Source organism: Symbiopectobacterium purcellii, assembly GCF_019797845.1.
In the GTDB taxonomy this organism is placed as follows: Bacteria; Pseudomonadota; Gammaproteobacteria; order Enterobacterales; family Enterobacteriaceae; genus Symbiopectobacterium; species Symbiopectobacterium purcellii.
Genome location: NZ_CP081864.1, coordinates 1,661,558 through 1,676,289 on the forward strand (window position 1 = coordinate 1,661,558; position 14,732 = coordinate 1,676,289).

General features: G+C 54.1%; 13 protein-coding genes. 8 read left to right on the forward strand and 5 right to left on the reverse strand.

Features of this window, described 5'->3' with window-relative positions:
* Positions 1–26 precede the first annotated feature (26 nt).
* The gene (gene gsiC / locus K6K13_RS07675; protein ID WP_222160249.1) at positions 27–947 is read left to right on the forward strand and encodes a glutathione ABC transporter permease GsiC; all 921 of its coding nucleotides are present in this window, start codon (positions 27–29) and stop codon (positions 945–947) included.
* 9 nt (positions 948–956) lie between these two features.
* On the forward strand, positions 957–1,862 hold the full coding sequence (gene gsiD, locus K6K13_RS07680; RefSeq protein WP_222160250.1) for a glutathione ABC transporter permease GsiD: 906 nt from the start codon (positions 957–959) through the stop codon (positions 1,860–1,862).
* Positions 1,863–1,923: 61 nt separating this feature from the next.
* On the opposite strand, the gene K6K13_RS07685 is transcribed toward gsiD, so the two are convergent.
* The 5 genes from K6K13_RS07685 to bioA form a co-directional block, all read right to left on the reverse strand.
* Positions 1,924–3,621, reverse strand: a complete 1,698-nt coding sequence (locus K6K13_RS07685) for an NAD-dependent malic enzyme (protein ID WP_222160251.1) — start codon at positions 3,619–3,621, stop codon at positions 1,924–1,926.
* Positions 3,622–3,801: 180 nt separating this feature from the next.
* Positions 3,802–4,689 carry a cytidine deaminase gene (gene cdd, locus K6K13_RS07690; protein ID WP_222160252.1) on the reverse strand — a complete coding sequence of 296 codons (888 nt, stop codon included), beginning with the start codon at positions 4,687–4,689 and terminating at the stop codon, positions 3,802–3,804.
* A gap of 189 nt (positions 4,690–4,878) precedes the next feature.
* Positions 4,879–5,574: a CidB/LrgB family autolysis modulator gene (locus K6K13_RS07695; RefSeq protein WP_222161006.1), complete on the reverse strand. Its 696-nt coding sequence runs from the start codon at positions 5,572–5,574 to the stop codon at positions 4,879–4,881.
* Positions 5,574–5,984: a CidA/LrgA family protein gene (locus tag K6K13_RS07700; protein WP_222160253.1), complete on the reverse strand. Its 411-nt coding sequence runs from the start codon at positions 5,982–5,984 to the stop codon at positions 5,574–5,576. Before K6K13_RS07700 ends, K6K13_RS07695 begins: the two co-directional genes overlap by 1 nt.
* Before the next feature lie 141 nt (positions 5,985–6,125).
* Entirely contained in the window at positions 6,126–7,418 is a 1,293-nt protein-coding gene (gene bioA / locus K6K13_RS07705) for an adenosylmethionine--8-amino-7-oxononanoate transaminase (protein ID WP_222160254.1), read from the reverse strand.
* Between the two features lie 132 nt (positions 7,419–7,550).
* Here bioA and bioB point away from each other — a divergent pair, with 132 nt between their 5' ends.
* The 6 genes from bioB to uvrB all read left to right on the forward strand — a co-directional run bounded on the left by bioB (position 7,551) and on the right by uvrB (position 14,709).
* Positions 7,551–8,588, forward strand: coding sequence for a biotin synthase BioB (gene bioB / locus K6K13_RS07710; protein ID WP_222160255.1), 1,038 nt, complete (start codon positions 7,551–7,553; stop codon positions 8,586–8,588).
* Positions 8,589–8,593: 5 nt separating this feature from the next.
* The gene (gene bioF / locus K6K13_RS07715; protein ID WP_222160256.1) at positions 8,594–9,766 is read left to right on the forward strand and encodes an 8-amino-7-oxononanoate synthase; all 1,173 of its coding nucleotides are present in this window, start codon (positions 8,594–8,596) and stop codon (positions 9,764–9,766) included.
* Positions 9,759–10,520: a malonyl-ACP O-methyltransferase BioC gene (bioC, locus tag K6K13_RS07720; RefSeq protein WP_222160258.1), complete on the forward strand. Its 762-nt coding sequence runs from the start codon at positions 9,759–9,761 to the stop codon at positions 10,518–10,520. The genes bioF and bioC overlap by 8 nt, the downstream gene beginning before the upstream one ends.
* Positions 10,513–11,193: a dethiobiotin synthase gene (bioD, locus tag K6K13_RS07725; RefSeq protein WP_222160259.1), complete on the forward strand. Its 681-nt coding sequence runs from the start codon at positions 10,513–10,515 to the stop codon at positions 11,191–11,193. Before bioC ends, bioD begins: the two co-directional genes overlap by 8 nt.
* A gap of 109 nt (positions 11,194–11,302) precedes the next feature.
* Complete coding sequence (locus K6K13_RS07730; RefSeq protein ID WP_222160261.1) at positions 11,303–11,833, forward strand: hypothetical protein; 531 nt, start codon at positions 11,303–11,305, stop codon at positions 11,831–11,833.
* Positions 11,834–12,696: 863 nt separating this feature from the next.
* A complete protein-coding gene (gene uvrB, locus K6K13_RS07735) occupies positions 12,697–14,709 on the forward strand; it encodes an excinuclease ABC subunit UvrB (RefSeq protein ID WP_222160262.1) in 2,013 nt (670 codons plus the stop codon).
* Positions 14,710–14,732 lie beyond the last annotated feature (23 nt).

A 14,732-nucleotide genomic window follows, 5' to 3' on the forward strand; every position in this document is an offset into this window, starting at 1 on the left:
GAAACAAGAAGGATAATCATGTTGTTATGCTGAATTATTTCCTCAAACGACTGCTGGACATGATCCCCACCTTGCTGATTGTGCTGGTTGTGGTGTTTATGTTTGTGCACCTGCTGCCGGGCGATCCTGCTCGCCTGATGGCAGGGCGTGAGGCTGATGCCGCCGTGATTGCCATGGTCCGGCAGGATTTGGGTCTGGATAGACCGCTCTACGCGCAATTCTGGCGCTTTTTCACCCATGTGTTACACGGGGATCTGGGCACCTCAATGGCCTCTAAACGTCCGGTCACCAATGAGATTGCCATCCGCTTTTTGCCGACGCTTTGGCTCACTTTAACCAGCATGGTGTGGGCGGTTATCTTCGGAATGAGCATCGGGATGATTTCCGCTATCTGGCGCAATCGCTGGCCGGATCGGCTGGGGATGACGCTTGCGGTATCTGGCCTGTCATTTCCATCGTTTGCGTTGGGAATGCTGTTGATGCAAGTGTTTTCCGTTGAGCTCGGTTGGTTACCTACCGTCGGTGCGGAGAGCTGGCGTCACTATATTTTGCCCTCAATCACCCTGGGCGCTGCCGTTGCCGCCGTGATGGCGCGTTTCACGCGCGCCTCCTTTGCCGATGTGCTGCAGGAAGATTACATGCGCACCGCACGCGCCAAAGGGGTCCGCGAATTTTTGGTCATCACCAAACATGGTCTGCGCAATGCGTTGATCCCGGTAGTGACGATGATGGGCCTTCAGTTTGGTTTTTTGCTGGGCGGGTCTATCGTGGTGGAAAAAGTGTTTAACTGGCCGGGGTTAGGGCGCTTGTTGGTGGACGCGGTGGAGATGCGCGATTACCCCGTGATTCAGGGATTGGTGCTGTTGTTCTCACTGGAGTTTATTATCATTAACCTGCTGGTGGATGTGCTTTATGCGGCAATCAACCCGTCAATTCGCTATCGATAAGGAACCGCGATGAAACATTGGCGACGTAAGGCCGTGCTGGCAACGCTGCCGCTGCTGCGGGAAACCACCATCCGCACGCCGCTCGGTGAGTTTTGGCGACGTTTTTTATTGCAGCGCACCGCCGTGATGGCCGGCGTGTTTGTGGTGCTACTGATTGCCGTAGCGCTACTCGCGCCTTATCTGGCTCCGTTCGATGCGGAAAACTATTTCGATTATGACCGTTTGAACGAGGGGCCTTCTTCGTTGCATTGGCTCGGCGTCGATGCGCTGGGTCGCGATATCTTCAGTCGTATTCTGCTTGGCGCGCGTATTTCGCTGGCGGCAGGTATTTTGTCCGTGGTAGTTGGCATGGTTATCGGTACCTTGCTGGGGCTGGTGGCCGGTTACTATGAAGGGGGATGGGATCGGCTGATTATGCGCATGTGCGACGTATTATTTGCCTTTCCGGGCATCCTGCTGGCGATTGCCGTGGTCGCGGTGATGGGCAGCGGTATGGCCAATGTGATTTTCGCCGTGGCGATTTTCAGCATTCCTGCTTTTGCGCGTCTGGTACGTGGTAATACCTTGGTGTTGAAACAGCAAACCTATGTGGAATCGGCGCGTAGCCTTGGCGCCTCCGACAGCACCATTTTATTGCGGCACATTCTTCCCGGCACCTTTTCGTCGATTGTGGTCTATTTTTCAATGCGTGTGGGCATGTCGATCATTACGGCGGCTAGCCTCTCTTTTCTTGGTCTGGGGGCGCAGCCACCGACGCCGGAGTGGGGCGCGATGCTTAACGAAGCCAGGGCCGATATGGTGATGGCGCCGCACGTGGCGTTGTTTCCCAGTCTGGCGATTTTCCTGACCGTGCTGGCGTTTAATGTGCTGGGGGATGGTTTGCTCGATGCGCTCGATCCCAAATTACGCCCCTAGTTCAGCGCAAATAAAAACGGCCCCGGTATCGGGGCCGTTGTGTTTTAGGTAACTGAAACGCTTAGAACGAGGTGCGCTTATAGCTGCGGTATTGCGGTTGCCAGAAGTTATGCGTAATCGCCTTCGCCAGCGTATCGCTGGAAGTCACTTCTGCGACGCCCTGCAACTGCGCGGCTTTTGCTACGTCCATCGCGATACGGCGAGACACATCCTGAATATCTTCCAGGTCAGGCAGCAAAGCACCTTCGCCGTTGTTGGCCAGCGGCGAACAATCGGCCAAAGCGCGGCTGGCAGCCATCAGCATGCCATCGGTGATGCGTTTGGCACCACAAGCCAGCACGCCCAGGCCAATACCGGGGAAGATATAGGAGTTGTTACATTGGGCAATCGGGAACAGGGTGTCCTTGTGCTTGACCGGCGCAAACGGGCTTCCGGTTGCGACCAGTGCGGCACCGTCGGTCCAGCGGATAATATCTTCCGGACGCGCTTCCACGCGGGAGGTCGGGTTGGAAAGTGGCATCACGATAGGGCGCGCACAATGGGTATGCATCTCGCGAATGATCTCTTCCGTGAACAGACCCGGCTGGCCGGAGACGCCAATCAGGATGGTCGGCTTGGCGTTGCGCACCACTTCCAGCAGCGAGATCGCATCGCTGGCAACGTCCCACTCGCTCAGCAGTTCGCTCTTCTGCACCAGTTTGCTCTGGAAATCGAGCAGATTCGGCAGTTTGTCGGTTAGCAGGCCGAAGCGATCCACCATAAACACGCGAGCACGCGCTTCTTCTTCGCTCAGACCTTCAGATTTCATCTGCGCGATAATTTGCTCCGCGATACCGCAACCGGCGGAACCGGCACCCAGGAAGGTGACCGTTTGATCGCGCAGCTGTGTGCCAGCAGCACGGCTGGCGGCAATCAGGCTGCCCAGCGCCACGGCGGCGGTGCCTTGAATGTCATCGTTAAAGCAGCAGATTTCATCACGGTAACGGTTTAACAGCGTCGTGGCGTTGTTTTGCGCAAAGTCTTCAAATTGCAGCAACACATTCGGCCAGCGGCGTTTCACCGCCTGAATGAATTCTTCCACGAAGGCATCGTATTCTTCGCCGGTAATGCGCGGGTGACGCCAGCCCATATAGAGCGGATCGTTCAGGCGCTGCGGGTTGTTGGTGCCCACATCCAGCACTACCGGCAGGGTATAGGCCGGGCTGATGCCGCCACAGGCGGTGTACAGTGCCAGCTTGCCGATAGGGATACCCATGCCGCCGATGCCCTGATCGCCCAGACCAAGGATACGCTCACCGTCGGTGACCACGATCACCTTCACGTTCTGCTTGGTGGCGTTTTGCAACATGTCATCGATGTTTTCACGGTTCGGATAGGAGATAAACAAGCCGCGGGCACGACGATAAATATCTGAGAAGTGTTCGCACGCCTGACCGACCGTTGGGGTGTAGATGATCGGCATCATTTCGGTCAGGTGTGCGTCCAGCAGGCGGTAAAACAGCGTCTCGTTAGTATCCTGAATATTACGCAGGTAGACGTGCTTCTCCATATCATTTTTGAATTCCTGATACTGACGCCAGGCACGTTCTGCCTGCTCTTCAATGGTCTCCACGGCTTCAGGCAACAGACCATGGAGGTTGAAGTTGGCACGCTCTTCATTGGTGAAGGCGCTGCCTTTGTTCAGCAACGGAAATTCCAACAGGATAGGGCCAGCATAAGGGATGTAGAGTGCGCGTTTGCTTTCGTATTCTAATTCCATGACTTTTCTTACTCTTTGGGTAACAGAAACGAATTTAGGTAATGACACGACATGACAGCGCGGATCTTAAATTACCCAAAAAATATGTACAGAAAATGTTAATTAAAATAGTTACACATGACTTGCGTCACAACATTTTGTCAATGCTCCCCCGTTTGTTCAGCATTCTTGTGCACTGTATCAGTCGATAAAGTGTTGCTGAACGTCGGTACACCCAGCTTCAGCCAGAATAATTTGCAACATCACCCACTGACTAATGGTGGTATTACGTGGCTCGACCAGTGCGGCGCGACGCACGCTGTGAATATCTTCACCGGCCAGATTCATCAGATTCAACGCCACCTGAAGCGGCGGCAGGCTGGGGTTGAACGCCGCATTTTCTGCGTAGCGCCCGGTATACACCGTGCCGCGTTCGGTTTCCAGCGCGACGCCGCTCAACGCATTGCTGTAAGGCGCATGGCTGCGGTTGGCCGCGTCCAATGCGGTCTGCGCCAGCAGATCGGCATCGAGCAGGGTGCGCCCGTGATTGACTGGATCCATCAATAGCGTGGTGATGTTCAGATCCTGCGGTCCAAAGGCATCGGGTAAATAGTGGTGCAGCTGTGCAGGTTCGCGCCCCGGCAGGTGGATGTGCAGCGTGTTTGCCCGGTTCAGTTCATTCATAAACTGACGGCAGTGCCCGCAGGGCGTGTAGTTGACCGTGATACTGGTCAAACCGCGTTCCTGGCGCAGCCAGGCATGGGCGATGGCGCTCTGCTCCGCGTGCAGTGTTTGTTGCAACGGCACGGCGGTGAACTCCATGTTGGCACCAAAGTAGAGGTTGCCGCTTTCGCCTTGGGCAACGGCACCCACTTGAAAATGCGAAATAGGGGCAATGGCGCAAGCTGCCGCAAGAGGGAGCAAGGCGTAGGCCAACGTCTCCGGCGTCAGATCGCACTGGGTACACAGGGTCGTTACGTCGTCAGCCAGCAGCATCCCGACAAAGTCGGGGCGTTCAAGTATCGGCAGCAAAGCGTGTTGCAGTGTGTCAGAAAGTTGTGCAAAAGGGGCGTGATATCGTGGGTGCATAGCGATGTACTCTTTTTGCCATTATTGTTTGTTGTCAGGGTAAAAAGTAGCCTATCAATAAATCGTGAGCAGTATCTCGTCGAACGTGAACCTATTGAAATTAAGATGCATTCTGCGCGATATATCTCAAATTATCGAGCAGAATGCAACGGCGCTGCGATTATCGCGCCGTCTGCATCGTCTCTGTCGCTAGTGAAACAGTTGTACCAGCAGCGGAAAGATGAAAGGCGCAATCAGCGAGGTCATGATGCCACAAATCACCAGAGCCAAAGAACTGAACGCCCCTTCCTGAAAATCGATCTCGACGCAGCGGGCCGTGCCCAGCGCGTGTGACGCCGTGCCCATGGCGAGTCCGCGCGCTGCCTTGGTGCGAATGCCCACGCGATTAAACAACGTGTGCCCGAACACTGCACCGAGAATGCCGACAAAAATCACACAAACCGCGCTGATGGCGGGAATGCCGCCGATGGTGCTTGCGACCGCCATGGCGATGGGCGTGGTTACCGATTTAGGCAGCACTGATGCAGCAATCTCGGGCGTCGCGCCTAACCACAGCGCAATGATCGTACCGGAAATAATGGCCGCCATGCTGCCGATAAAGCAGACGCTGATGATGGATTTCCAACGCGCACGGATTTGATGAAGCTGCTCATAGAGCGGAAACGCTAACGCTACCACTGCGGGCTGCAACAGATCGTTCAGCACTTTACTGCCCGCAAAGTAGTTTTCGTAAGGGATATTGAGCAGCAGCAATACCGGAATCAGGATAGCCATGGATACCAGCAGCGGGTTTAGCAGTGGCATTTTGCATTTTATCGCCAACTTACGCGCCGCAAAGAAGGTCAGCAAGGTCAGGGGCAATGACCACCAGATGTTGGACAGCATCATTTTTTCGCTTCCTCATCCGGCGTCTCGTGCGTAGTGATAATGTGTTCACGTTGCATCAACTGCGTGCAAAAGCCGACGACCAGCATCACCACCAACGTACTGATAAGACATGACACCACAAGAGGGCCAAACTGCTTGCTCAGCAGATCATAGTAATTCATGACGCCCACGCCGATAGGCACAAACAGCAGCGCCATGTAGCGAATCATCAAATGGCAGCCGGGTTTTACCCAGGGCGCAGGAAGTATCTGCGAAGCCAGCAGGGCAAAGAGGATGAGCATACCGATAATGCTGCCGGGAATAGTCAGCGGGAGTAACGCGGATATCGCATTACCTGCGAACAGACACAGATAAATTAGTGCGAAAGCGCGTAAATACTGCCCGCAAAGGATTGTCGTATTACGCATGGGAAGTTCCTGATAAGCTGAGGCGATTATCATAGCGCTAATCAATTTGGTGTGCCACAGATCACAGGTTTTTCCCGCTGACTTTCCCCGCTGTTAGTGAAACCGGTTGTTATTGAAACTGATTGTTATCGAGACTGAGTGTTATTGAAACAGTTCGGGCTGCTGTACGGCGTCACGCAGGGCGCTGGTCAAGCGTGTTAAAGCCTGTTGCGAAATAATATAGGGCGGCATTACATACAGTAGCTTGCCAAAAGGGCGTATCCAGACACCGCGCTCGACAAAAAAGCGCTGCACGCGCGCCACGTTCACCGGACGTGTGGTTTCCAATACGCCAATCGCGCCCAAAACGCGCACGTCCGCCACCAGCGCGGTATCTTGTAATGGCAGTAATTCCGCGCGCAGTTGGCGCTCAATCGCCATCACCTGTGTCTGCCATTCCCCGTCAGCCAGCAACGCCAGACTGGCATTGGCTGCCGCACAGGCCAGAGGGTTAGCCATAAAGGTCGGGCCGTGCATGAAACAACCGGCCTCGCCGTTGCTGATGGTGTCTGCGACGTTTCGCGTGGTCAAGGTGGCCGACAGCGTCAGGTATCCTCCGGTCAGCGCTTTACCCAGACAGAGGATGTCGGGGGCAATATCGGCATGCTCACAGGCAAACAGCGTGCCCGTGCGGCCAAATCCGGTGGCTATTTCGTCTGCTATCAGCAAGATACCGTATTGATCGCACAACTCGCGCACGCGCTTGAGGTAAGTGGGGTGGTAGATACGCATCCCGCCTGCGCCCTGAACCACCGGTTCAAGGATAACGGCGGCGATGTCGTGACAGTGCGCTTCCAATTGAGCGCGCAACGGCTGGATATCAGATTCATGCCACTCGCCGTCAAAACGGCTGCGCGGCGCATCGGCAAACAGGTGTTCAGGCAGATACCCCTGATAGAGGCTGTGCATGGCATTGTGCGGGTCACACACCGACATCGCGCCAAAGGTATCGCCATGATAGCCGTGACGCAGGGTTAAAAAGCGCGCCCGGCGCTCGCCGCGCGCCTGCCAATATTGCAGCGCCATTTTGAGCGCCACTTCCACGGCCACCGAGCCGGAGTCGGCCAGAAACACGCACTCCAACGGCTCAGGAGTAATCGTGACCAGCTGCTGGCACAGCGCGATGGCTTGAGGATGGGTAATGCCGCCAAACATCACGTGCGACATTTGGCTTATCTGCTGCTGCAACGCCTGGTTCAGCCGCGGGTGGTTGTAGCCGTGGATCGCCGCCCACCAGGAAGACATGCCATCCACCAGTTCTCGCCCATCGTCCAGTTCCAGATGATACCCGTGGGCTGCGACTACTGGATAACAGGGAAGGGGGTGTGTCATTGAGGTGTAAGGATGCCAGATATGGCGTTGATCAAATTCCAGGTCTGCATTTGAAAGCAACATTATCAATAAACCGTATTGTAAACTAAATTCAAACTCATGTGGTTTACAGTATAACGTTGTCATTTACACTTACGCCACATTTTCATGTCGCCGCGGCGGCATGGCACCCTGTTGAACAAAGAGGCCAACCATATGGCAGAACGTATTCACTGGACGCTGGAGCAAGCGCAACAACTGTTTGATAAACCGTTTTTAGAGCTGATGTTTGAAGCGCAGCAGGTGCACCGCCAGCACTTCGATCCGCGTCAGGTGCAGGTAAGCACGCTGCTCTCTATCAAAACCGGTGCCTGCCCGGAAGATTGCAAGTATTGTCCGCAGAGTGCGCGTTATCGCACCGGGCTGGAGGCGGAGCGATTGATGCAGGTCGAGCAGGTGCTGGACTCCGCGCGTCAGGCTAAAGCGGCTGGCTCAACCCGTTTTTGTATGGGCGCCGCATGGAAAAATCCCCATGAGCGCGATATGCCTTATCTGCAACAGATGGTGAAAGGCGTTAAGGAAATGGGAATGGAAACCTGCATGACGTTAGGCACGTTGCACGGCGATCAAGCGGAACGACTGGCTGACGCCGGGCTGGATTTCTATAACCATAACCTGGACACCTCACCGGAGTTCTACGGCAGTATCATCACCACTCGTACCTACCAAGAGCGGCTGGATACGCTGGATAAAGTGCGTCACGCAGGAATCAAAGTCTGCTCCGGCGGTATTGTCGGATTGGGCGAAACCGTCCGCGATCGCGCCGGATTGCTGTTGCAACTGGCAAACCTGCCTACGCCGCCGGAAAGCGTACCGATCAATATGCTGGTGAAAGTCAAAGGCACGCCGCTGGAAAATAACGACGACGTTGAACCTTTCGATTTTATCCGCACCATCGCCGTCGCACGTATCATGATGCCGACCTCTCACGTGCGCCTGTCCGCCGGTCGCGAACAGATGAGTGAACAGACCCAGGCCATGTGCTTTATGGCCGGTGCCAACTCCATTTTTTATGGCTGCAAATTGCTGACCACCCCCAATCCGAAAGAAGATAAGGATTTGATCCTGTTTCGCAAACTGGGTCTCAATCCGCAGCAAACGGAAACGGAGGCCGGTGACAATCAACAGCAGATGCGACTGGCGCAGCAGGTGCTGGAAGCCGATACCGAACAGTTCTATAACGCTGCCGTGTGACGCCGATGGGATGGCAAAAACGTATAGACGCAGCGCTGATAACGCGCCGTGAGCAAGATGCTTACCGCTCACGTATGGTTAATCAGGGCGGTGGACGGTGGTTGACGCAGCAGGGGCAACGCTATCTGAATTTCTCCAGTAATGACTACCTGGGATTAAGCCAGCATCCGGCCATTATTGACGCCTGGCAAACCGGTGCAACGCGCTATGGTGTGGGCAGCGGCGGTTCAGGGCATGTCACGGGGTATACCGATGCGCATGCCGCGTTGGAGGGGGAACTGGCGCAATGGCTGGGTTACCCGCGTGCGCTGCTGTTTGTCTCCGGCTATGCCGCGAACCAGGCGGTAGTTGCCGCTCTGATGCAGTCGCAAGATCGCATTCTGGCGGACAAGCTCAGCCATGCGTCATTACTGGAAGCCGCGGCCCAGTCACCGGCTACCCTGCGGCGCTTTGCGCACAACCAGCCGGCAGCGCTGCAACGTCTGTTGGAAGGCGATTGCCCGGGCGAAACCCTTGCTGTCACAGAAGGCATTTTCAGTATGGACGGTGACAGTGCGCCGCTGGGAGCACTGCATGCGTTGACGCAGGCACGCGGTGCCTGGCTGATGGTGGATGATGCGCACGGGGTAGGCGTGTGCGGTGAGCAAGGCCGTGGCAGTTGCTGGCAGCAGGGGATACAACCCGAACTGCTGGTCGTGACCTTCGGTAAGGCGTTTGGCGTGAGCGGGGCTGCGCTGTTGTGCAGTGAATCGGTGGCTGACTATTTCTTACAGTTTGCCCGCCATCTGATCTATAGCACCAGCATGCCACCGGCTCAGGCTTGCGCATTGCGCGCAGCGTTGTCCTGTATTCAGCAGGGCGATGCGCTACGTGACAGGCTAGGCCGCCATATTGCTCAGTTTCGCGCCGGGGCCGGGGATTTGCCCTTTACCTTAATGCCTTCGCAAAGTGCTATTCAACCGTTGATCGTCGGCGACAACGCTGCCGCGTTGCGCGTAGCACAGCGTTTACGTGAACAGGGATTCTGGGTGAGTGCGATGCGTCCACCTACCGTGCCGCCCGGTAGTGCACGGCTGCGGATTACGCTGACGGCCAGCCATACGGATGAGGATATCGCTCGTCTGCTTTCCGCTTTGCACACGGCAGCGCATGAGCAAGAAGAGGGTGCCAATGAGTGATCAATTGCATAACAAACGGGCCATTGCGCAGGCTTTTGGTCGTGCGGCGCAGCGCTACACCCGATTTGCCGAGCTGCAACGTACCAGCGGTGAGTATCTGATGACCTTGGCGCTGCCGCTTGCCGGGCCGCGGATACTGGATGCGGGCTGTGGCACCGGCCATTTTAGTCAACGCTGGCGCGCGTTGGGTAAGCAGGTGATCGCCTTGGATCTTTCAGTTGGCATGCTACAACAAGCGGCCGTTGAACACAGTGCCGATGTTTACATACAAGGGGACATTGAACATTTACCGTTAGCGGATGCCAGCGTCGATCTCTGTTTCAGTAATCTGGCGGTGCAATGGTGCGACGATCTGCCGCGTGCCATCGCAGCCTGTTATCGGGCCACGCGCCCCGGTGGTGCGGTGGTGTTTTCCACACTGGCTGAAGGTTCCCTCGGCGAGCTGGCACAGGCGTGGCTGAGCCTGGATGGTTCAAAACGCGTTAATGATTTTTTACCGTTGGCACAGATCGCTGATGCCTGCCGCCCTTATCGCCATCGGCTCTACCCGCATACCCTGAGCTACCGTTTTGCCACCGTGAGCGATGTGATGCACTCGTTGAAAGGGATTGGGGCCACCTGGCTCCATGGCGACCGTTCGCGCGGTTTGCTTACCCGGCGGCGGTTGCAAGCGCTGGCACAGGTTTATCCGGCGGCACCGGGCGGCTTTCCCCTCAGTTATCATTTGGTTTATGGGATTATTTATCGTGACTAAACGTTGGTTTATTACCGGAACAGACACTGAGGTGGGCAAAACCATCGCCAGCGGCGCATTACTACAGGCCGCTGCGCGGGCGGGCTACCGCTGTGCAGGCTATAAGCCAGTCGCTTCCGGGGCGGCAATGACTCCGCAGGGCATTCGTAATGAAGATGCTTGCCATCTGCAAGCGTGCAGCAGCGTGTCGCTCACTTACGATGAGGTCAACCCGTTGGTGTTTATTGAGCCCACCTCGCCGCATATCGTGAGCCGGGTTGAGCAGCGGTCCATTGATTTCGCGGTGATGTCGTGCGGTCTGGCGGCTTTGACCGAAAAGGCCGATTGGGTGCTGGTTGAAGGGGCGGGGGGCTGGTTCACGCCACTGACAGCACAGCAGACGTTTGCCGATTGGGTACAGCATGAGCAACTGCCAGTGATTCTGGTGGTAGGCATCAAGCTGGGCTGCATCAATCACGCGTTATTGACGGCGCAGGCCGTTGCGCAGTCAGGGTTGACGCTGGCGGGCTGGATTGCCAACGATATTCAACCGGCTGGACGCTGGCATCACGATTATCTGGAAACGCTGCAACACCATCTTCACGCGCCGTTGCTCGGCGAAATACCCTATATCGATACGCCACATACACTAAATTTGGGGGCGTATTTGGATATTTCTCTATTGTGTGCCTGAATATCATTATAGTTGCCTACAAATAAGGTGTTTGCCTTCTACGGATATTTTTATCTCAGAACATAATCTATGTTCTATATAATAACTATCTCTATCGAAGGTAATGAATATGGCGACGATTAGTCAGTGTTGTAATATGGCAATATGTGCTGCTGGCATTGAATCTGAGGATGAAAAAAATAAAATAATGTCCCCCAAAGGGGTTCTTGAGCATATTATTAATTTTTTCACTGCCGGCGGCATACGTCGTGCTAATGAGAGACTATATACAAAATTATGCCAATCGTTGTCAGACAACTTAACAAAGGAATCGTTGGGGATGCTAGATCTGATGCCTGATTCCCTTACGCTTCATGACATTGATGGATATTCAGTATCATTCTTTCTACCAAAAGCAAATAACAACACTGGCACCGTTACCGTCGAGGTACATAAATGCACAGGCAAAGGAAAAGACAGTGAGTATGCGAAAGGGGAGATTCGGCTTTTGGATTATATGGAAAAATGCTGCAAGGTAATTTTATCGCAGTCAGATTTATTAGATCCAGAAACAAAGCAAAAACTTATCTATGGCGCGACATATGAACTCGAACAGGAGATTATATATGATATTGCGCCGGAACACCGTGTAACATTATAAGCCGTCGTACACTTCTTCTGTTGCATAGGAAGCCGCAAGGGTTGCTTACACAGTCACAATTCATTGAATGATTTGTGCTCATTAACACTGTGATCTTATGGTTATGCAGAGTGCCCATAAGATCCGTGTTGGCAGTGGTGGCTTTCGCTTCCCGCTACTGGTGAGTGTTCCACTTGCGTTAACAAGCGGCTTTTTTGTGCAAAACGTCAAAAACCATGCATAAGTGAAATCCTTGCAAAAACGCTAAAAAAATTCTGATTTCCCTCAGCCCCATAACGATAAGATATTTCACTAAAGCAGCAGGCATGCGGGGTTGTGGGAGTTATCCACTACTTCTGTGGATAACCATGTGCATTAGGTTTAGAAAAACGGTGGAAAGCGAGAATTGGCGCGGGTTTTGGTTGAGTTGCTGTGATTCTCTGCTTTTTTGTTTAATTGATATAAATCAGTCAGTTAATTAAAATCAAGTCTCGGTTTATCGCCGACTGATGGTTGCATGTTTTTACACCACAGGTCTAACCACTTTGTTAAGACAAATACGCATTCTGGGGATAAATAGCACATTTTTAACTGGATAAATGCGTAACGCTGTGTTAATGCTTTTGGCGCCCATTTCTCTCTTGCACCCCGCTACGCTGACCGCAGGTTTACCCCGTGCATCATTTTGACCAACAAATGACTGGATGCTGTTTTTATATCCAGTATACTGTGGGTGAACGAATTTCTGAGGCGTACTGTGAGTGCTTATGCATGGTTAGCGCTATGCATGGTTAGTGCTATGCTTGACGCCTCACTCCATTGTTGAACGTTACTGTACGTTGCCTGGTCTCGCGACGTTTGGTCCACTTGTTGGTAGGTTGTTCATGAGCAAACCCTTTAAACTGCACTCCGAGTTTACCCCTTCAGGCGATCAGCCTGAAGCAATCCGTCTGCTGGAAGAGGGACTGGAAGCGGGGTTGGCACATCAGACGTTACTGGGGGTAACCGGTTCGGGAAAAACCTTTACCATTGCCAACGTAATTGCGGATCTTAACCGTCCTACCATGGTGTTGGCACCCAACAAAACGCTGGCGGCGCAACTCTATGGTGAGATGAAAGCGTTTTTTCCCGACAATGCGGTTGAGTATTTCGTTTCTTACTATGATTACTACCAGCCGGAAGCCTATGTGCCCAGCTCGGACACCTTTATCGAGAAAGACGCGTCGGTTAACGAGCATATTGAACAGATGCGTCTGTCTGCCACCAAAGCGCTGCTTGAGCGACGCGATGTCGTGGTAGTTGCGTCAGTCTCGGCTATCTACGGACTGGGCGATCCCGATCTCTATCTGAAAATGATGCTGCACCTGACGGTCGGCATGATTATCGATCAACGTTCTATTTTACGCCGACTGACCGAACTGCAATATTCGCGCAACGATCAGGCCTTTACGCGTGGTACCTTCCGCGTGCGCGGCGAAGTGATTGATATTTTTCCGGCAGAATCCGATGAGATTGCACTGCGCGTCGAACTGTTTGATGAAGAGGTTGAACGTTTGACGCTGTTCGATCCGCTTACCGGGCAGCAGTTACAAACGGTGCCGCGTTATACCATCTACCCGAAAACCCACTATGTCACGCCGCGTGAGCGTATTCTTCAGGCGATGGAAGATATTAAAGTGGATCTCGCAGAACGTCGAAAAATATTGTTGGAAAACAATAAACTGCTGGAAGAACAGCGTTTGACACAGCGTACCCAGTTCGACCTGGAGATGATGAACGAACTCGGTTATTGCTCCGGTATCGAAAACTATTCGCGCTATCTCTCTGGCCGTGGGCCGGGCGAGGCGCCGCCGACGCTGTTTGACTACCTGCCTGCTGATGGATTGCTGGTGATCGATGAGTCCCACGTGACCATCCCGCAATTGGGCGGCATGTATCGCGGTGACCGGGCGCGTAAAGAAACGCTGGTCGAATATGGTTTTCGTCTGCCGTCAGCGCTGGACAACCGGCCGATGAAGTTTGAGGAGTTTCAAGCGCTCGCGCCGCAAACCATCTATGTCTCGGCAACGCCCGGTAATTATGAGCTGGAACATTCCGGCAGCGATGTCGTCGAGCAAGTGGTGCGCCCTACGGGGCTGCTCGATCCATTGCTCGAAGTACGTCCGGTTGCGACGCAGGTGGACGATTTGCTGTCTGAAATCCGCAAACGCGTCGTGCTGAACGAGCGCGTGCTGGTCACCACCTTAACCAAACGGATGGCGGAAGATCTCACCGAATACCTTGAAGAACACGGTGAGCGCGTGCGTTATCTGCACTCGGACATTGACACCGTCGAGCGCGTTGAGATTATCCGCGATCTGCGACTGGGTGAATTTGATGTGCTGGTGGGCATTAACCTGCTCAGAGAAGGGTTGGACATGCCAGAAGTGTCGCTGGTGGCCATTCTGGACGCTGACAAAGAGGGCTTCCTGCGTTCGGAACGCTCCTTGATTCAGACCATCGGCCGTGCCGCACGTAACCTCAATGGTAAAGCCATTCTGTATGGCGACAAGATAACGCCTTCGATGCAGCGCGCCATTCAGGAAACGGAGCGGCGACGAGAGAAGCAGCAAGCCTACAACGAGGCGCACGGGATTGTACCTACCGGGCTTAACAAGAAAATCGACGATATCTTGCAACTGGGTCGGCCAACGGCGAAGGGTAAGGGGCGTGGTAGCCGTAAAGCGGCTGAGCCTGCCGCAGAGTACATGGCGCTGACACCCAAGGCGCTGGAGCAAAAAATTCGTGAATTGGAGGGCCAAATGATGACGCATGCGCAGAATTTGGAATTTGAAGAGGCTGCGGCATTGCGTGACCAGATTCATGCCTTACGTGAGCGATTTATCGCCGCATCCTGATTTCCCTGTGGAGCAAGGAGCCG